This window comes from Aquitalea pelogenes (genome assembly GCF_041914625.1).
GTDB classification, from domain to species: domain Bacteria; phylum Pseudomonadota; class Gammaproteobacteria; order Burkholderiales; family Chromobacteriaceae; genus Aquitalea; species Aquitalea pelogenes.
On the sequence record NZ_JAYSDA010000042.1, the window covers coordinates 1 to 17,993 of the forward strand.

At 58.2% G+C, this 17,993-nt stretch carries 17 protein-coding genes and 1 riboswitch; of the genes, 13 read left to right on the top strand and 4 right to left on the bottom strand.

Going from position 1 to position 17,993, the window contains the following annotated elements; translation table 11 throughout:
- The 7 genes from ACE3SE_RS20890 to ACE3SE_RS20920 all read left to right on the top strand — a co-directional run.
- On the top strand, positions 1-525 hold a 525-nt coding region (locus tag ACE3SE_RS20890; RefSeq protein WP_374558009.1), incomplete at its 5' end, for a TCP-1/cpn60 chaperonin family protein.
- 129 nt (positions 526-654) lie between these two features.
- Positions 655-1,401: a Nif3-like dinuclear metal center hexameric protein gene (locus tag ACE3SE_RS20895; protein WP_374558011.1), complete on the top strand. Its 747-nt coding sequence runs from the start codon at positions 655-657 to the stop codon at positions 1,399-1,401.
- Positions 1,402-1,521: 120 nt separating this feature from the next.
- A complete protein-coding gene (gene petA / locus ACE3SE_RS20900) occupies positions 1,522-2,106 on the top strand; it encodes a ubiquinol-cytochrome c reductase iron-sulfur subunit (protein ID WP_045846650.1) in 585 nt (194 codons plus the stop codon).
- A gap of 14 nt (positions 2,107-2,120) precedes the next feature.
- The gene (locus ACE3SE_RS20905) at positions 2,121-3,458 is read left to right on the top strand and encodes a cytochrome b (RefSeq protein WP_045846649.1); all 1,338 of its coding nucleotides are present in this window, start codon (positions 2,121-2,123) and stop codon (positions 3,456-3,458) included.
- A 17-nt stretch (positions 3,459-3,475) separates the two neighbouring features.
- Positions 3,476-4,237: a cytochrome c1 gene (locus ACE3SE_RS20910; RefSeq protein WP_062789169.1), complete on the top strand. Its 762-nt coding sequence runs from the start codon at positions 3,476-3,478 to the stop codon at positions 4,235-4,237.
- Between the two features lie 156 nt (positions 4,238-4,393).
- Positions 4,394-4,996 carry a glutathione S-transferase N-terminal domain-containing protein gene (locus ACE3SE_RS20915; RefSeq protein ID WP_045846647.1) on the top strand — a complete coding sequence of 201 codons (603 nt, stop codon included), beginning with the start codon at positions 4,394-4,396 and terminating at the stop codon, positions 4,994-4,996.
- Positions 4,997-5,004: 8 nt separating this feature from the next.
- On the top strand, positions 5,005-5,451 hold the full coding sequence (locus ACE3SE_RS20920) for a ClpXP protease specificity-enhancing factor (RefSeq protein ID WP_045846739.1): 447 nt from the start codon (positions 5,005-5,007) through the stop codon (positions 5,449-5,451).
- A gap of 44 nt (positions 5,452-5,495) precedes the next feature.
- On the opposite strand, the gene ACE3SE_RS20925 is transcribed toward ACE3SE_RS20920, so the two are convergent.
- On the bottom strand, positions 5,496-7,166 hold the full coding sequence (locus ACE3SE_RS20925) for a histidine kinase N-terminal 7TM domain-containing diguanylate cyclase (RefSeq protein ID WP_374558015.1): 1,671 nt from the start codon (positions 7,164-7,166) through the stop codon (positions 5,496-5,498).
- A gap of 103 nt (positions 7,167-7,269) precedes the next feature.
- Positions 7,270-7,335, top strand: a riboswitch (S-adenosyl-L-homocysteine riboswitch).
- Between the two features lie 70 nt (positions 7,336-7,405).
- On the opposite strand from ACE3SE_RS20925, the gene ahcY reads away from it, so the two are divergent.
- Entirely contained in the window at positions 7,406-8,806 is a 1,401-nt protein-coding gene (gene ahcY, locus ACE3SE_RS20930) for an adenosylhomocysteinase (RefSeq protein WP_045846645.1), read from the top strand.
- Between the two features lie 136 nt (positions 8,807-8,942).
- A complete protein-coding gene (gene metF, locus ACE3SE_RS20935; protein ID WP_045846644.1) occupies positions 8,943-9,779 on the top strand; it encodes a methylenetetrahydrofolate reductase [NAD(P)H] in 837 nt (278 codons plus the stop codon).
- A 66-nt stretch (positions 9,780-9,845) separates the two neighbouring features.
- On the opposite strand, the gene ACE3SE_RS20940 is transcribed toward metF, so the two are convergent.
- From ACE3SE_RS20940 to ACE3SE_RS20950, 3 genes are all read right to left on the bottom strand, one after another.
- Entirely contained in the window at positions 9,846-11,699 is a 1,854-nt protein-coding gene (locus ACE3SE_RS20940) for a diguanylate cyclase (RefSeq protein ID WP_374558017.1), read from the bottom strand.
- A gap of 10 nt (positions 11,700-11,709) precedes the next feature.
- Positions 11,710-12,756 carry an ABC transporter substrate-binding protein gene (locus ACE3SE_RS20945; RefSeq protein ID WP_052693985.1) on the bottom strand — a complete coding sequence of 349 codons (1,047 nt, stop codon included), beginning with the start codon at positions 12,754-12,756 and terminating at the stop codon, positions 11,710-11,712.
- A gap of 118 nt (positions 12,757-12,874) precedes the next feature.
- Positions 12,875-13,360, bottom strand: coding sequence for an Lrp/AsnC family transcriptional regulator (locus ACE3SE_RS20950; protein WP_045846641.1), 486 nt, complete (start codon positions 13,358-13,360; stop codon positions 12,875-12,877).
- A 460-nt stretch (positions 13,361-13,820) separates the two neighbouring features.
- On the opposite strand from ACE3SE_RS20950, the gene hppD reads away from it, so the two are divergent.
- From hppD to maiA, 4 genes are all read left to right on the top strand, one after another.
- A complete protein-coding gene (gene hppD, locus ACE3SE_RS20955) occupies positions 13,821-14,903 on the top strand; it encodes a 4-hydroxyphenylpyruvate dioxygenase (protein WP_374558020.1) in 1,083 nt (360 codons plus the stop codon).
- 95 nt (positions 14,904-14,998) lie between these two features.
- Positions 14,999-16,129 (top strand): homogentisate 1,2-dioxygenase, encoded by a 1,131-nt coding sequence (locus ACE3SE_RS20960; RefSeq protein ID WP_374558022.1) that lies wholly within the window; start codon positions 14,999-15,001, stop codon positions 16,127-16,129.
- A gap of 58 nt (positions 16,130-16,187) precedes the next feature.
- Positions 16,188-17,171 (top strand): fumarylacetoacetate hydrolase family protein, encoded by a 984-nt coding sequence (locus ACE3SE_RS20965; protein WP_374558025.1) that lies wholly within the window; start codon positions 16,188-16,190, stop codon positions 17,169-17,171.
- A complete protein-coding gene (maiA, locus tag ACE3SE_RS20970; protein ID WP_374558028.1) occupies positions 17,164-17,814 on the top strand; it encodes a maleylacetoacetate isomerase in 651 nt (216 codons plus the stop codon). Before ACE3SE_RS20965 ends, maiA begins: the two co-directional genes overlap by 8 nt.
- Positions 17,815-17,993: the final 179 nt, after the last annotated feature.

Genomic DNA, 17,993 nt, shown 5'->3' on the forward strand with positions numbered 1-17,993 from the left:
GGCGGTGTTGCCGTGATCAAGGTTGGCGCTGCCACCGAAGTGGAAATGAAAGAGAAGAAGGCTCGCGTTGAAGACGCGCTGCACGCTACCCGCGCCGCTGTGGAAGAAGGCGTTGTGGCTGGCGGTGGCGTGGCCCTGCTGCGCGCTCGCTCCACCCTGGACAGCCTGAAGACTGACAATGTCGATCAGGATGCCGGCGTGAAGATCGTACTGAAGGCCATCGAAGCTCCGCTGCGTCAGATCGTCAAGAACGCTGGCGACGAGCCGTCGGTTGTGGTGAACAAGGTACTGGAAGGCAAGGGTAACTTCGGTTACAACGCTGCTACCGGCGAATACGGCGACATGCTGGAAATGGGCGTGCTGGATCCGGCCAAGGTAACCCGCTCTGCCCTGCAACACGCTGCTTCCGTTGCCGGCCTGATGCTGACCACCGACTGCATGATCGCAGAACTGCCGGAAGACAAGCCGGCTGCTGGCGGTATGCCGGACATGGGTGGCATGGGCGGCATGGGCGGCATGATGTAAGCTGCTTCGGCCTCTCGCTGAACCTGAAAACCCCGCACTTGTGCGGGGTTTTTGTTTTTGGATCGCAAACAGGTAGCGCGTCTTATCTCTGGCACAATAAGCGCATTCAGAACCAGGCAAAGGTGTCCCATGCAATTAATGCAATTGTTGAACAGCATCGATCAATGGCTGGAACCGTGGCGCTACAAGGACTATGCGCCCAATGGCCTGCAAGTGGAGGGTAGGGCGGAAGTAGCGCGCATTGTCTGCGGCGTGACTGCTTCGCAGGCGCTGATTGATGCGGCCATTGAGCGCCAGGCGGATGCCATCCTGGTGCACCATGGTTACTTCTGGAAGGGCGAAGATGCCCGGCTGGTGGGCATGAAGCGGCAGCGTGTGGCCAAATTGCTGCAACATGACATCAGCCTGCTGGCTTACCACCTGCCGCTGGATGCTCATCCCGAGCTTGGCAACAATGCCAGGCTGGCTGCCGTGCTGGGGCTGGATGTGGCCGGCCAGAGTGGTGAGCAGGGATTACTGTGGCATGGCAGCTGGCCCACGGCGGGTAGTGCACGGGCTTTTGCCGATCATGTCAGCATGCTGCTGGGGCGCCCTGCCCAGCTGTTGGGCGATGAAAATCAAAGAGTAAGCAAGGTTGCCTGGTGTACCGGCGGGGCGCAGGGTTTCTTTGAAGAGGCAATCGCTCTGGGGGTACAAGCCTTTGTGACGGGCGAGGTGTCCGAGCAGTGTTTTCATCTGGCCAACGAATACGGTGTGGCATTCATTGCCGCCGGACATCATGCCACCGAGCGTTACGGAGTGCAGGCGCTGGGTGAGAAAATTTCTCATTTAGACGGCATAAATGTGGAATTTGTCGATCTTTTCAATCCGGTTTAGACAAATCCGGCCGACATAGGTCAATTTATTTGCATAGGCGCTTCATGTCCCTACTGCTAATCAGGTAAAATCGTCTGGTTTGAAGTTTAAGCTCGGTTTCCACGTTTGAGGATGACTGTAATGAGTGAACAACAAGTCGATACGGGGCGCCGTCGGTTTCTGACGGTAGCAACCAGCGCTGTTGGGGGTGTGGCGGTTGCCGGGGTGGCAACGCCGTTTCTGATGAGTTTCTTCCCGTCTGAACGGGCAAAAGCTGCTGGCGCACCGGTTGAGGTGGATATCAGCAAGCTGGAGCCGGGCCAGAAGATCAACGTTGAATGGCGCGGCAAGCCGGTATGGCTGTTGTCCCGCACCAAGCAGCAGATTGCCGATCTGCCGAAGAACGACCCCAAGCTGGTGGACCCCAAGTCCGAAGTAGAGCAACAACCCAAGTACTGCCAGAACGAAGGCCGTTCCATCAAGCCGGAACTGCTGGTTGCCGTGGGTATCTGTACCCATCTGGGCTGTTCGCCGACTTTCCGTCCTGATCTGGCACCTGCCGATCTGGGTCCGGAATGGCTGGGTGGTTTCTACTGCCCGTGCCACGGTTCCAAGTTCGACCTGGCTGCCCGCGTGTTCAAGGGTGTGCCGGCGCCGAAGAACCTGGAAATTCCGCCGCATAAGTATCTGTCCGATACCCGCCTGCTGATTGGCGACGACAAATAAGCTGAGGGGGAAAAATGAGCAAAGGACAAAAGCTGCTGAACTGGATTGACGACCGCTTCCCGCTGTCGTCGATGCTGAAAGAGCACGTTACCGAGTATTACGCACCGAAGAACTTCAACTTCTGGTACTTCTTCGGCTCGCTGGCCATGCTGGTTCTGGTTATCCAGATCGTGACCGGCATCTTCCTCACCATGAACTATAAGCCGGATGGCAACCTGAACGCAGCCGGCATCCCGGTGGCGTTTGCCTCGGTGGAATACATCATGCGTGATGTGGCAGGTGGCTGGATCATCCGCTACATGCACTCCACCGGTGCCTCCATGTTCTTCGTGGTGGTTTACCTGCACATGTTCCGTGGCCTGATCTACGGCTCGTACAAGCAGCCGCGCGAACTGGTATGGGTGTTTGGTTGCCTGATCTTCCTGTGCCTGATGGCTGAAGCCTTCATGGGCTATCTGCTGCCTTGGGGCCAGATGTCCTTCTGGGGTGCGCAGGTGATCGTGAACCTGTTCGGTTCCATCCCGGTAATCGGCCCGGACCTGTCGGTGTGGATCCGTGGTGACTTCGTGGTGTCCGATGCCACGCTGAACCGCTTCTTCGCCCTGCACGTGATTGCCGTGCCGCTGGTGTTGCTGGCCCTGGTGGTGGCTCACCTGATCGCGCTGCACGAAGTGGGTTCCAACAACCCGGATGGCGTGGAAATCAAGAAACTGAAGGACGAAAAGGGCATCCCGCTGGATGGCATTCCTTTCCATCCTTACTACACCGTGAAGGATATCTTCGGTGTGGCCGTGTTCCTGATCGTGTTCTCCATCATCGTGTTCTTCCTGCCGGAAATGGGTGGCTACTTCCTGGAGCACCCGAACTTCGACCAGGCTGACCCGCTGAAGACCCCGCCGCACATTGCGCCGGTATGGTACTTCACTCCGTTCTACGCCATCTTGCGTGCCATTCCGTCCTTCCTGGGTACCCAGGTTTGGGGTGTAATCGGCATGGGTGCTGCCGTAGTGGTGATTGCCTTCCTGCCGTGGCTGGATCGTTCCCCGATCAAGTCCATCCGTTATCGCGGTCCCAAGTTCAAGTTCATGCTGGTGCTGTTCATCATCGCCTTCATCGGCCTGGGCATCCTGGGTGCCATGCCGCCGACAGCTGGTCGAACCCTGATCTCGCAGATCCTGTCGTTCGTCTACTTCGCCTTCTTCCTGGGCATGCCGTTCTACACCAAGAACGACGTTGGCACCGTACCGGTACCGACCCGCGTGACGGACACCAATGGCAAGCGTCAGCTGCAGTTCCTGGTGCTGGTGGCAGTGACCGTGATTGCGGCCTACCTGTTCGCCACCAACGTGTAAGCAAGGGGAAAGGACATATGAAAAGCAAAATCCGCCACCTGATCGCTGCCATGGCGCTGGTGTTGCCGGTAAGCGGCACGGTTCTGGCCAATGAAGGGCCGAAGCTGGAAAAGGCTCCGATCGACATTCAGGACACCGAAAGCCTGCAGCGTGGTGCCCAGCTGTTCAGCAACTACTGCCTGTCCTGCCACTCGGCCAGCGCCATGCGCTACAACCGTCTGGAAGACATTGGCCTGACTGAAGAGCAGATCAAGGCCAACCTGTTGCCGGAAGGTGCCAAGATCGGCGACCAGATGAATGTTTCCATGGACAAGAAGGACGCCAAACTGTGGCTGGGTGCGGCTCCGCCGGACCTGTCGCTGATTGCCCGTTCCCGTGGTGCAGACTATCTGTACGCCTACCTGCGTGGCTTCTACCGTGATCCGTCCCGTCCGACCGGCTGGAACAACCTGGTGTTCGACAAGGTTGGCATGCCGCACGTGCTGTGGGAAATGCAAGGTGAGCAAGTACTGAAGACCGAGAAAAATGCTGAAGGCCATGAAGAGCACAAGCTCGAACTGGTCAAGGCCGGTACCCTCACCAAGCTGGAAAACGGCAAGGCCAATACCGCCGAGTTTGACAAGCGTATGGCTGACCTGACCAATTACCTTGTGTACATTGGTGAGCCGGCTCAGGTGAAGCGCCATCAGATCGGCTACATTGTGCTGCTGTTCCTGGGTGTGCTGCTGCTGCCGCTGACCTACTTCCTGAAGAAGGAATACTGGAAAGACGTGCACTAAGTACTGGTGCAGTTCAAAGAAAAAGGCGGATATTTCCGCCTTTTTTCTTTTGTAATCATGGTGTTGTGATCTAGTTGTGGAAATTGCCATCCCGAAAATGGTAAAATCCCTTCTTTGATCGAAATCGACAGCTCCTGTCAAGGATATCCGCAAGCCATGATGACTCTTTATTCTGGAATTACCTGCCCCTTCAGCCAACGTTGCCGTATCGTGTTGTATGAAAAGGGTATGGATTTCGAGATCATCGATGTAGACATTCACAACAAGCCGGAAGATCTGGCTGTGATGAACCCCTACAACGAAGTGCCGGTACTGGTGGAGCGTGACCTGATCCTGCACGAATCCAACATCATCAATGAATACATTGACGAGCGCTTCCCGCACCCGCAACTGATGCCGGCCGACCCGGTGATGCGTGCGCGTGCCCGCCTGTTCCTGCACCGTTTCGAAAACGAGCTGTTCTGCCACGTGAAAGTGCTGGAAGCCGGCGCTACCGGCAAGGAAGCCACCAAGGCGCGTGAAGCCATCCGTGATGGCCTGACCACCATTGCACCGGTATTTGCCAAGCAAAAGTTCATGCTGGGTGAAGAGTTCTCCATGATCGATGTGGCCATCGCTCCGCTGATGTGGCGCCTGGAGCATTACAACATCGACCTGGGCAAGCATGCTGCTCCCATCCTGAAATACGCCGAACGCATTTTCCAGCGTCAGTCTTTCATTGATTCGCTGACCCCGTCCGAAAAGGCCATGCGCAAGTAAGGATGACCATGAGCGCCAGTACCAAGCCATATATGCTCCGCGCACTGTATGAATGGTGTACGGATAATGGTCACACCCCCTTTGTGGTGGTGTGGGTGGATGAGCATACCGATGTCCCGCGCGAATACGTGAAGAACAACGAAATCGTGCTCAATATTGCCGCCAGTGCAACCCATAATCTGCGCATCGACAACGAGTGGTTGTCGTTCTCCGCCCGCTTTGCCGGTGTATCGCGTGATATCTGGGTGCCGGTTGGCAATGTGATGTCGATTTTCGCGCGGGAAACCGGCGAAGGAATGGGCTTCGAGGTTGAACTGGGTCAGACACCTGGCAAACCTGCCTTGCAGCCGGTCAGTGCGGCCACCGAGCCGGTGGCTGATGCCGACGCAGACAGCCCTGCACCGGAAACCCCGCCGCGTGCGGGTGGTCGTCCCAGCCTGCGTATCGTGAAGTAAGGCGTGTGATGTCAAACAAGGCCGGGATATATTCCCGGCCTTTTTCATTCACTGCCTGCGTTTTGCGTCGGGGTGTGCGGACTGTTTTCCGCCGGGCTGGAGTCCTCCGCGACTGCCGGCGTGGGGGCGTGCAGTAAAACCTGGTTCTTGCCCTTGGCCTTGGCCTGATACAACGCCATGTCCGCCAGCTGGTACAGGTGGGCAAAATTATTGCCATCCTGCGGAAAGCAGGCAATGCCGCAAGAGAAGCTGGTTTGAAAGCGCTGCTCCTCGGCCTGGAACTGTAACTCGGAGAAGCGTTGTCGCAGTAGCTCCATGCGCATCCAGCCATTGCGCTGGTCTGCCGAAGGCAGCACCACGATGAACTCCTCGCCACCCAGGCGACAGACAATATCCGCCTGCCGGCAATGGGCGCGCAGCAAGTCGGCCAGTGCGCACAGCACGGTATCGCCAATGATGTGACCAAAGCGGTCATTGATGCTTTTGAAGTTGTCCAGATCAATCAGTGCAAAAGTCAGCGAGCGCTGTTCCCTGCCAGCCCGGCTGATTTCCCGGCCCAGGGTTTCTTCCAGATAACGACGGTTGTACAGGCCGGTGAGCGGATCGTGCAGGGCCTGCTCCCGCAGTGTGTCCTGCAAGGTTTCGATTTCGTCGATACGGGTTTTCAGTTGCAGATAGGCCTGATGCAAGGCCTCCTCAGCCAGACGCTGCCGCGAAATATCGCGCAGCACCAGCATGCGCCCACCCAGGGTCACACCGCTTTCACGGATGGGAAAGGCGCGCACTTCCAGAATGGAACGCGAGCCAGGCCCGTTCAGTTCCACCTGATGCGAGCCATCCTGATCTGCCACTGCAACCAGAGCGGCAATCTGCAATTGCTGTCCGCACAGCACACCTGCCGGTTTGCCAAACAGGTTGGCAGCTGCCGGATTGATATCCAGAATGGTTTTTTCATTGTCTATCACCACAATGCCGTCACCCATGGCATTGAAGGCGTTACCGCGCGCGATGGGCACCACGTACAACATGCGCAGGTAAAGCAGGTCGAAGGCAAAAATGGCACCGGTGGCGGCAAAGCACAGCGGTGTGGGGTCCAGTCCTTGCCAGCTGATATTGCCTGTGAGGTACAGCAGATTGCCTATCCACGGGACAATGGCGCCCAGCATCAGAATGAGCGACTGGCCGCGGTAATGAGGCGAGTAAAAGTGCAGGGTACGCAGCAAGAGCAGTGAGCCAAGCAGCATCATCAGATAGGAATACCCGGCAACCAGTAACCAGAACAAAGGCCCGTGGTTGAAAATCAGCAGATTGTGTCCGGAGGGAGAAGGCTGAAAGCTGCGCCAGATCAAGCCATGCTTTTCATTGCTAAGCGCAAGTGCCAGGCTGAACAGGGGAATCAGCAATAACTGCACGATGGTGCGCGGGCGCAGTGCGCGTTCCAGCTGGTTGTAATCGGCGGCCAGCAGGAAAAACAGTACCGGCACACTCAGGGTGCCCAGGTATTCCACCTTGGACCAGAAAATCTTGTCGCGCAGCAGGGTGGAGGACAGCTCCATGGTGGCCGCTCCGGCCCAGACCGTGACAGCCAGCATCAGCCAGGCCAGATAGCGGGCTCCGCTTACCTTACGCCTTTCCCAAGCCAGGATGCCGATGGTGGCAGCACTGAGGGCGGCTAACCCGGAAATGGCTGAAATGGAGGTAAAAACAAGAGACATGAGACCCGCTATGCAAAGTGACTATATTTACCGCAACGTTTTAGTTTAACCCCTGTTGTGCAAGTTTCATTCACATTTTTGTGTCTCTAGGTATAATTACGGCATTCCCGAGGAGCGCTGCGAGGTCAATCCCCAGGCTCGGGCTTCTTGCAAACGGCGCTCACCTGACTAATCTCCGTGCCGATGCCGGAATAGCGGGTGAGCCGCGTTCCGGCCGGCGTGTGAAAGGACTTTGCACGATGGCTGAATTCTCCGATTTTCACGTAGCTGACATCAATCTTGCAGCCTGGGGCCGCAAGGAACTGGCAATCGCCGAAACCGAAATGCCCGGCCTGATGGCGCTGCGTGAAGAATACGCGCACCAGAAGCCGCTGCGCGGTGCCCGCATTGCCGGTTCGCTGCACATGACCATTCAGACTGGCGTGCTGATCGAAACCCTGGTGGAACTGGGTGCCGATGTACGCTGGGCTTCCTGCAATATCTTCTCCACGCAAGACCACGCCGCTGCCGCCATTGCCGCAGCCAATATCCCGGTATTTGCCTTCAAGGGTGAAAGCCTGGATGAATACTGGGAGTTCTCCCACAAGATCTTCGAATGGCCGGAAGGTCAGGAAGCCAACATGATTCTGGATGACGGTGGCGATGCCACCTTGCTGCTGATGCTGGGCAGCAAGGCCGAGCAAGACCGCAGCGTCATCAGCCATCCGTCCAACGAAGAAGAAACCGCGCTGTTTGCTGCCATTGCCCGTTATCTGGAAGTGGACCCGCACTGGTATTCCAAACGCCTGCCGCATATCAAGGGCGTGACCGAAGAAACCACCACCGGCGTGCATCGTCTGTACCAGATGCAAAAAGAAGGCCGTCTGCCGTTCCCGGCCTTCAACGTCAACGACTCGGTGACCAAGTCCAAGTTCGACAACCTGTACGGCTGCCGCGAATCGCTGGTGGATGGCATCAAGCGCGCCACCGACGTGATGATCGCCGGTAAGGTCGCCGTGGTATTGGGCTACGGTGATGTGGGCAAGGGCTGCGCCCAAAGCCTGCGTGGCCTGGGTGCCACCGTGTGGGTGACCGAAGTGGACCCGATCTGCGCGCTGCAAGCCGCGATGGAAGGCTACCGCGTGGTGCGCATGGATGACGTGGCCGATCAGGGCGACATCTTCGTTACCACCACCGGCAATGTATCGGTGATTACCCATGAGCACATGGTCAAAATGCGCAATAACGCCATCGTGTGCAATATCGGCCACTTCGACAGCGAAATCGAAGTCGCCAGCCTGCGCCAGTACCAGTGGGACAACATCAAGCCGCAGGTTGACCACATCATCTTCCCGGATGGCAAGCGCATCATCCTGCTGGCCGAAGGCCGTCTGGTGAATCTGGGCTGCGCCACCGGTCACCCCAGCTTTGTGATGTCCAACTCCTTCACCAACCAGGTGCTGGCGCAGATGGAAATCTTCCAGCATGGTGAAAAGTATGGCAAGGAAGTGTATGTGCTGCCCAAGCATCTGGACGAGAAGGTGGCCCGTCTGCACCTGAAGCGTATCGGTGCCAACCTGACCGAGCTGTCCGACGAGCAGGCCGCCTACATCAGCGTACCGAAGCAGGGCCCTTATAAGCCGGCGCACTATCGTTATTGATAGCGGGCTGTAAGGCAAACGGACAGGGCAGGGTATGATGCACCTGTCCGTTTTTCTATCTGCGGGCCACTACCGCTTCGACACGCTGCAGTATAAAAACTAAAGCCAGCCGCCCCGAGCAGGGACAGAGACGATCATGAACGAACAGAAAAAAACCTTCAGCTTCGAGTTTTTCCCGCCCAAGACCCCCGAGGGCGTGGCCAAGCTGCGTACTACCCGCCAGCAACTGGCCCAGTTCAAGCCACAGTTTTTCTCGGTGACCTTCGGTGCCGGTGGTACCACCCGCGATGGCACCCTGTCCACCGTGCTGGAGATCCGCAGCGAAGGGCATGCCGCGGCACCGCACCTGTCGTGTATCGGCTCGACACGGGAAAACATCAGCGCCATCCTCAACGAATACCGTAATCACGGCATCCGTCACATTGTGGCGCTGCGTGGTGACATGCCGTCCGGCATGGTGGCGGCCGGTGAGTTCCGCTATGCCAACGAACTGGTCGAATTCATCCGCAGCGAACATGGCGAACATTTCCATATCGAAGTGGCGGCTTATCCGGAATTCCATCCGCAGGCCAAGTCGGCCGAGGACGACCTGAACAATTTCGTGCGCAAGGTAAAAGCCGGTGCCAACTCGGCCATGACCCAGTATTTCTTCAATGCGGATGCCTACTTCCGCTTTGTCGACGAAGCGCAGGCACGCGGTGTGGACATTCCCATTGTGCCGGGCATCATGCCGATTGCCAACTTCGGTCAGCTGTGCCGCTTCTCCGATATGTGCGGGGCCGAAGTGCCGCGCTGGCTGCGTCAGCGCATGCAATCCTATTACGATGATGCGGCCTCCATTCGTGCCCTGGGTCTGGATGTGGTGACCGAGCTGTGCGACCGCCTGCTGGCCAATGGTGCGCCGGGCCTGCACTTCTACACCCTGAACCAGGCTGGCCTGGTGTCCACGGTATGGCAGCGTCTGGGCCTGTAATGGCCGCTTAGTCGCACCATCGGAAAAAGCCCGGTTTATCACCGGGCTTTTTTTGTCCACTGCGGCTCAGGCCAATATATGAGGTGGTGTCTGGGCTTGTACCACCTGATTGCGCCCCAGGTTCTTGGCGCGATACAGCGCCAGGTCGGCATCCCGCATCAGTTGCTGGCTGGCGTAGTGATTGTCCTGCAAGGTGGCAACGCCAATGCTGATGGTGACCCGGTCGCCAACCGAGCTGTTGCGATGGGCAATGGCCAGTTGCCAGATGGCCTGACGCAGGACCTCGGCCAGTGCCAGGCTGTCAGCAGCGTGATAGCCGGGTAACAGGACGCCGAATTCCTCACCTCCCACCCGTGCGGCCAGCGCTGTCGTGCCAGCCAGCTGCGACTGTATGCACTGCGCAACCTGACGCAGGCACTGGTCGCCCGCCAGATGCCCGTAGCTGTCGTTGAATTGCTTGAAGTAATCGATGTCGATCTGCATCACGCTCAGGCTCTGGTGTTGACTGCGTGCCTGGGTGAAACACTCCAGCAACTGCTCATCAAAATAGCGCCGGTTGGCAATACCGGTGAGGCCGTCACTGAAGGCCATGCGTGCCAGGTCGGCATTGGCATTGCGTAATTGTTGCTGGGTGCTGCTCAGGGTTTGCAATTGCTGGCGGCGGATGATGGTATTGGCCAGTGTTTCACCCAGTAGACGGGCTTGCTGTTGCTCCTTGCCCTGCCACTGGCGTTGGCGGCTTACCATATCGCAGCCGAACAAACCGATCGGCCGGCCCATATGGTCGATGCGCAGCATGAACAGGCTTTGCACCTGATGGCTTTCCAGCTCATGGCGTTCCAGGGTGGCGCTGGCGGGCAGGGCAGACAAGGCATCCAGTGACAGCACGCCAAACTGTTGCAATTGCTGCCAGGCGAAGCTGCGCTGTTGCAGGCTTTCTCCCAGCAAGGTGTGGGTAGTGGGGGAAATGCCGGAGGCGCACCATTCATGCACGGTGTCGACCAGCCACGCGTCGGAGAAGCTCACCAGATAACAGCGCTCCACCTGCATGAACTGGCCGATTTCTCCCAGCGCCATGTCGGTGGCCTGATCAATGTCGTGTAACGGGATATTGATGAAGCGGGTGGATATACCAGCAATCAGCTGCTGAAAGCGCAATAGCTGGTCCAGCTCCCGGGTGCGTTCGGCCACCAGCCGTGCCAGTTCGTCGCGATGGCTGGCCAGCTCGTTTTCGATTCCGCTGCGTTCGGCCAGATGGCGGTTGATATTGTCGCTCATGCTGCGAAAGGCACGTGCCAGTTCGCTCAGCTCATTATCCACCACCTGGTCGGGCGAGCCGGGCAGCAAGGGAGGCAATGCCTGGCCCGGTTGATAATTGCGTACTGTTTGCGCCATGTCCTGCAGCGGCTTCACCAACTGGCGGTTGAACAGCCACCACAACAACAGGGCAAGGCCAAAAAAGCCCAGCAGAAACTGCAAGGTGGCACTGAGCACTTCATGCCACATGGCCTGGTAGACCGGTTGGCGCGAAACCTGCAGTTGCAAGGTGCCAATGCTGTCCTTGCCATGCGGGGAGGCCAGCGGCAGGTGATATTCCTCACGGTTGTACTGGTCTTGCAGGGCCGGATTATCGTAGCGCAGGGACTGACCCAGTTCGGTACGCACTTCCACGCTTTGCACCCCCGGCATCTGCCCAATCAGCCGCAGTTGCAACTGGATGGCCGGAATGTCGACATCCCAGGCGCTTTGTCCCAGCAGTGGCAGGTAAAGACGGGAAACCGTGTCGGGAATGGCATTCATCTCCCGCTGCCCGTCGCGCCATACAACCACGGCCTTGAGCGTGATGACGGCCACGCCAAACAGCAGGGTATACAGCAGTAACTGCCATATCAGCTGGCGGGTGAGTCGGCGGGTGGGCATGAACAAACTCCTAATTCAGCAGTGTGCTGAAGCCAAAGGCATAGCGTTGCAATGCCGGATTCGCGAATTTGCTGAATTGCCTGAAACGGATGCCCTTGTAATCATTATCGGCGAATAACTGTAAAAAGCGTTGCGCTTGTTGACGGGAGACCGTGCTGAAAATGGTGGGGTGCAGCTGTAGTCCCTCGCTGGCAAAGTCATGACCGTGATGGTAATCGTACAGCAGCACCAGGCTCCATGCACCGGTCATGAAATGGCCGGCGGCCAGGGCAGCAAGCTTGTCGTCACGTCTTTCCTGCATGGCGCGCGGCGAATTGTTGATGGCACTGAGCAATACCGTCTTTCCGGCCTGCTTGCCACTTTGGCGGATGGCTTCTTCCATGCCGAACGCCATTTCATCATTGGCCGCCCATACCAGATTGATCTGCGGATAGCGCTGCAACAACCATATGCCTTGCTGCATGGCACGTTTGCTTTCCCACTCGCCATAAACCAGCTGGGTCAAGGTGGCATTGGGTGTCGTGGCCAGAATCTGGCGTGCGCCTTCTATCCGTTGGGTGGACGCTGGTGTGGAGCGATCTCCCGCCATCATCAGCACATGCAGTGGCGTTCCGGGCGGAAAGCGACGGGAGGCTTCGTCCAGCAAGGCTTTCATGGTCTGGCTGCCCGCCATGGCGTTATCCGGTGTCAGTGAACCCAGCCAGTATTTGAGCCGTTGTCGTGGCAAGCCGCTGGTTTGCAGTTGGGCGGGAGTCAAGGGGTTGAAGCTGAGAAAACAGGGGATGCCGGCCTGATCGGCCAGCGACAGCATGGCTGGTCCGGCCAGTTTTTCATTGACCAGCAGCAGGTAGTCCGGCTTGCGACGACGCTGGGTGACAGCCTGCACCAGCTTTACCATCTGCACGGGGTCGCGTTCGGCGGACAGCACTTCCAGCTGGATGTCGAGCTGATCGGCAGCAGCCTGCATCGCACGGACCGCGCTCAGCCAGAAGGCTTCATTCTGGTGCCCCGGCGAAATGAATGTGACCGTAAATGCCGCTGCCTGGTTGTGCAACATTATTGCAACAACCAGGACAAGAAGCCGGATCGCGTGGATCACCTGCATGCCGGGGCCTTTATTCAATCCTCCTGCGTTCATTATCGGACTTGGCAAGGACTTCTGCAGCGCAAGTGGCTCAAATACTTCTGAGCTGGCTGAGCGGCAATGAAGTCGTACGCTTGATCTCTTTCAGGACGAAGCTGGATTTCACATCCTCAACGCCTTGCTGCTGCAGCAGCTCATCCATGACAAAGCGCGAGAAATGTTCCAGATCTTCAAAATAAACTTGCAAGAGGTAGTCCATTTCGCCGGTCATTGCAAAGCAATTGATAACTTCCGGCCAGCGTTGCACGGCATCAATAAAACTTTGCACATGGGTATTGCCGCGCTTCTCCAGCACGACACGGACATAGGCCTGCAAGCCGAGGCCGATTTTGGCCGGGTCCAGCAGCGCGACGTACTGTCGAATCACGCCGGATTCTTCCAGCTGTTTCAAGCGTCTCAGGCAAGGTGATGGCGAGAGCGCTACTCTTTCCGCAAGTTCCACATTGGTCAACCTGCCATTGAGCTGAAGCTCGGACAGGATGCGCAAGTCTGTCTTATCTAGCGTAAGACTTGGCATATAAACTCCTCTGATTTGAAATTTTTGAAATTATATTTCTAGTTATTATGTATCTGGGGGATGTTAGCAAGAAAATTGCCCGGCCTTTTCCCTAGAATAAAAAGCCTAGCCCGGACATTTTACACGGTGGCAACAGATCACTGGATAATGTCGGCAGCGATGGAGGAGAAGCCCGGTGAGACACACAAAATCGTGCCGCCGGGGCAAAGACAGCGCCACCCCTGATCGCAGCACACTGCGTATCCGGTGTGCGCCTGCACGTACGGCAACACGCAGCCATCAACCCGCATCCCGTGCGCGGTAGCTGCCGGGTCTGCCTGCGCCATTCCCCTCCCTTGCTTTTGCCGATTGCCACCGCGTTGGTTCGCTGGCCTTGCTTGCCACCACCACACCTAGTCTGACCGTCCGGTTTCTTGCCATGTGCAGCAACCGGGCATGTGCAAAGGAAAGAGGAGAGAAAATGAAAATGGAAACACCGCTGCATAACCCGCTGGCCACCGACGGCTTTGAGTTTGTCGAATACACGGCCCCCACTGCCGAAGGCATTGCCGATTTGCGCCAGCTGTTCCTGTCGCTGGGCTTTGTCGAAGTGGCACGGCATCGCAGCAAGAATGTCAGCCTGTACCGTCAGGGTGACATCAACTTTATCCTCAACGGCGAGCCCACGCAGCCGGCCAACGAATTCGGCAAGGTACATGGCCCGTCCGCCTGTGCCATGGCCTGGCGGGTGAAGGATGCGGCCAAAGCGTATGAATATGCGCTGGCGCACGGTGCCAAACCCTATGTGCGCCCCATCGGCATGATGGAACTGAACATCCCGGCGGTGGAGGGGATTGGCGGCTCGGCACTGTATTTCGTTGACCGTTACGGCCCTGCGCACAATATTTACGATGTGGATTTCCTGCCGCTGGAGGGTGTGGAGCAGCACCCGGCTGGTGTCGGCCTGTATGAGATCGACCACCTGACCCACAATGTTTTCCGCGGCAATATGGCCAAGTGGGCCGGTTTCTACGAAAACATCGGCAATTTCCGCGAAATCCGCTATTTCGACATCGAAGGCAAGCTCACCGGCCTGGTATCCAAGGCCATGACCAGCCCTTGCGGCAAGATCCGCATTCCCATCAATGAGTCCTCCGACGACAAGAGCCAGATCGAGGAATTCCTGCGCGAATACCACGGCGAAGGCATCCAGCACATTGCACTGACCACCCGCGACATCTACCAGACGGTGGAAACGCTGAAGGCCGCCGGCACGCGCTTCCTGGATACGCCGGACACCTATTACGACAAGGTGGACAGCCGTGTGGCCGGCCATGGCGAAGACCTTGCCCGCCTGCGCAAGAACAGCATCCTGATCGACGGTGCACCGGTGGAAGGCGCGGGCATCCTGTTGCAGATCTTCACCGAAACCGTCATCGGGCCGATTTTCTTCGAAATCATCCAGCGCAAGGGCAACGAGGGCTTTGGCGAGGGCAACTTCCGTGCCTTGTTTGAATCCATCGAAGAAGACCAGATCCGCCGCGGCGTGCTGAAGGCGGATTAAGGCAAAGCAGGACAAACGGGCAGATGGTGACACCATCTGCCTCTGTGCACAGCTCTCCCTGCATGGCGGCCAGCCATGCAGGCAAGGAATGCCCCATGCGTAAATGGATAGGATTCCCGCACCGGGAAGGGACAATTTCCCGTCAGGCCCACGCCGATTTGCCGGCGGAGGGCATTTATGAACGTGAAGTCGGGCGCAGCGGTTTTTTTGGCCCGGCCACCCATCTGCATCACAAGCACCCACCCACTGGCTGGTCGGCATGGGAAGGGCCGCTCAAGCCGCGCGCCTTCGACCTGAACGAACTGCCCAAGGACGTGGCAGCCCCCTGGTCCGCCCCGCTGGTGTTGCACAACAGCCAGTGCCAGCTGCGCATCTGGACCTGCTCCCAGGCCATGACCCAGCTGTACCGCAATGGTGATGGCGATGACATGCTGTTCATCCATGCCGGCAGCGGCGAACTGTTTTGCGACTACGGCCACCTGAGCTACCGCGATGGCGATTACATCCTGATTCCGCGTTCCACCAACTGGCGCATCGAACCGGCCGAAACCACCACCATGCTGCTGATTGAAGCCAGCAACGGGGCATATCAGCTGCCGGACAAGGGCATTGTCGGCCCGCATGCGATTTTCGACGAAGCCATGCTGGATGTCCCGGCCATCGACGATGCCTTCAGGGCGCAGCAGACCGAAGACGAATGGCAGGTGGTGATCAAGCGCCACAATGTGCTGTCTACCGTCTCCTACCCGTTCAATCCGCTGGATGCCATCGGCTGGCATGGCAATATCGCGGTGGCGCGCATCAACTGGCGCGATATCCGGCCGCTGATGAGCCATCGTTATCATCTGCCGCCCTCGGCACACAGCACCTTTGTGGCCGACGGCTTTGTCATCTGCACCTTTGTGCCGCGTCCGATCGAATCGGACCCCGGTGCGCTCAAGGTGCCGTTCTATCACAACAACGACGACTACGACGAAGTCATCTTCTACCACGCAGGCGACTTTTTCAGCCGCGACAATATCAAGCCCGGCATGCTCACCTTCCACCCCGCCGGCTTCACCCATGGTCCGCACCCCAAAGCCTTTGCCAAGGCGATGAGCGAGCCGAAAAAGTTCACCGACGAAGTGGCGGTGATGATCGATACCCGCAACGCGCTGGAGCAGGGGCCCGGCCTACCTGCCGTGGAGTGGACGGGCTATGTGGACAGCTGGAAGCCCAAGACCTGAACCAGACACCGGGCGATTGGCGTGATGAGCCATACCGCCTGTCAAGGAAAGCACACCGATGAAACTTGCCACCTACCGCAATCACACCCGCGATGGCCAGCTGATGGTCGTCAGCCGCGATCTCACCCGCGCCATCGCCGTACCGCATATCGCCGCCAGCCTGCAGGCTGCGCTGGATGACTGGAGCCGTTGCGAGCCTGCCTTGCAGGAGATTTATGCCGCCCTGAACCAGGGGACGGTCAACGGTGCCGTCAACTTTGACCAGTCCGCCTGCCACAGCCCGCTGCCACGTGCCTATCAGTGGGCAGATGGCAGTGCTTACCTGAACCATGTGGAACTGGTACGCAAGGCGCGTGGCGCCGAAGTACCGGCCAGTTTCTACCAGGACCCGCTGATGTATCAGGGCGGATCGGACACCTTCCTGCCGCCACATGCCGACATTCCGCTGGCCGATGTCAGCTGGGGGCTGGATTTTGAAGGCGAAGTGGCGGTGATTACCGACGATGTGCCGCTGGGCAGCCAGCCTGGAGACTGTGCCGCACATATCCGTCTGCTGATGCTGGTGAACGATGTCACCCTGCGCAACCTGATTCCGGCCGAGCTGGCCAAGGGTTTCGGCTTCTTCCAGAGCAAGCCGGCCACGGCCTTCTCGCCGGTGGCGGTAACGCTGGACGAGCTGGGCCAGGCCTGGCAGGACAGCAAGGTACATCTGCCGCTGCGGGTGGAATACAACGGCAAGCTGTATGGCCAGCCACAGTGCGGCGTGGAAATGCAGTTCAACTTTGCCCAGCTGGTGGCGCATGTGGCCAAGACCCGTGCACTGGCGGCAGGCTCCATTGTCGGCTCCGGCACCATTTCCAATCATGACCGTGCCACCGGCTCCTGCTGCCTGGCCGAGCAGCGCATGATCGAGATCATCGAGCAAGGCGCACCCGTCACACCTTTCATGCAGCCGGGTGACCGCATCCGTATCGAGATGCTGGATGCAGCTGGTCAATCCATCTTCGGTTGCATCGATCAGCAGGTAGCTGCCCATGACTGAGCGCGTGCTGTATGGCTACTACCGCTCCAGTGCCGCTTACCGGGTACGCATTGCGCTGAATCTCAAGGGCCTCTCCTACCGGCAGCAGGCGGTCAACCTGCTCAAGGGTGAGCAGCGCGATCCGGCCTATCTGGCGCTCAACCCGCAAGGGCTGGTGCCGGCCTTGCTGGATGGCGGCCAGTTGCTGACCCAGTCGCTGGCCATCTGCGAGTATCTGGACGAAGCCTATCCGGATACGCCAGCGCTGCTGCCGCGCGACTTGCACGAACGGGCAAGGGTGCGGGCGCTGGCCTTGAGCATCTGCGCCGACATCCACCCGCTACACAATGCCCGTGTCCTGAAATATCTGGAAGGCGAACTGGAGCAGCCAGAAGCGGCGAGGCTGCAATGGATACGCCACTGGATTGCCACTGGATTTGAGGCACTGGAACAGCAATTGGCGGCCAAGCCGCAGCCCTTCGCCTGCGGCGATGCCCCCGGCCTGCTGGATGTCTGCCTGGTGCCACAGGTTTTTGCCGCGCGGCGCTTCGGGCTGGATCTGACGCCGTATCCGCACATCGTGCGCATTGATGCCGCCTTGGCCAGCCTGCCGGCCTTTGCTGCGGCACATCCGGCACGGCAGGCGGATGCGCCGCCGGTTTGATGAGGGAAATAGCGCCACTTGCTTTAATTCAGCGGTATTTTCAGCCTTTTTGAAAAATGTCTTGACGCAGCTGGTCTGCTCTGATTTAATGCGTGGCTCTGATGACGCGAAAGCGTAGCAGTGATGGCCAGTTAGCTCAGTTGGTAGAGCAGCGGATTGAAAATCCGCGTGTCCGTGGT

Coding starts and splice junctions, on each gene's coding strand:
- ACE3SE_RS20895 (WP_374558011.1), top strand. CDS start 655: ATGCAATTAATGCAATTGTTGAACAGCATCGATCAATGGCTGGAACCG.
- petA (WP_045846650.1), top strand. CDS start 1,522: ATGAGTGAACAACAAGTCGATACGGGGCGCCGTCGGTTTCTGACGGTA.
- ACE3SE_RS20905 (WP_045846649.1), top strand. CDS start 2,121: ATGAGCAAAGGACAAAAGCTGCTGAACTGGATTGACGACCGCTTCCCG.
- ACE3SE_RS20910 (WP_062789169.1), top strand. CDS start 3,476: ATGAAAAGCAAAATCCGCCACCTGATCGCTGCCATGGCGCTGGTGTTG.
- ACE3SE_RS20915 (WP_045846647.1), top strand. CDS start 4,394: ATGATGACTCTTTATTCTGGAATTACCTGCCCCTTCAGCCAACGTTGC.
- ACE3SE_RS20920 (WP_045846739.1), top strand. CDS start 5,005: ATGAGCGCCAGTACCAAGCCATATATGCTCCGCGCACTGTATGAATGG.
- ACE3SE_RS20925 (WP_374558015.1), bottom strand. CDS start 7,166: ATGTCTCTTGTTTTTACCTCCATTTCAGCCATTTCCGGGTTAGCCGCC.
- ahcY (WP_045846645.1), top strand. CDS start 7,406: ATGGCTGAATTCTCCGATTTTCACGTAGCTGACATCAATCTTGCAGCC.
- metF (WP_045846644.1), top strand. CDS start 8,943: ATGAACGAACAGAAAAAAACCTTCAGCTTCGAGTTTTTCCCGCCCAAG.
- ACE3SE_RS20940 (WP_374558017.1), bottom strand. CDS start 11,699: ATGCCCACCCGCCGACTCACCCGCCAGCTGATATGGCAGTTACTGCTG.
- ACE3SE_RS20945 (WP_052693985.1), bottom strand. CDS start 12,756: ATGTTGCACAACCAGGCAGCGGCATTTACGGTCACATTCATTTCGCCG.
- ACE3SE_RS20950 (WP_045846641.1), bottom strand. CDS start 13,360: ATGCCAAGTCTTACGCTAGATAAGACAGACTTGCGCATCCTGTCCGAG.
- hppD (WP_374558020.1), top strand. CDS start 13,821: ATGAAAATGGAAACACCGCTGCATAACCCGCTGGCCACCGACGGCTTT.
- ACE3SE_RS20960 (WP_374558022.1), top strand. CDS start 14,999: ATGCGTAAATGGATAGGATTCCCGCACCGGGAAGGGACAATTTCCCGT.
- ACE3SE_RS20965 (WP_374558025.1), top strand. CDS start 16,188: ATGAAACTTGCCACCTACCGCAATCACACCCGCGATGGCCAGCTGATG.
- maiA (WP_374558028.1), top strand. CDS start 17,164: ATGACTGAGCGCGTGCTGTATGGCTACTACCGCTCCAGTGCCGCTTAC.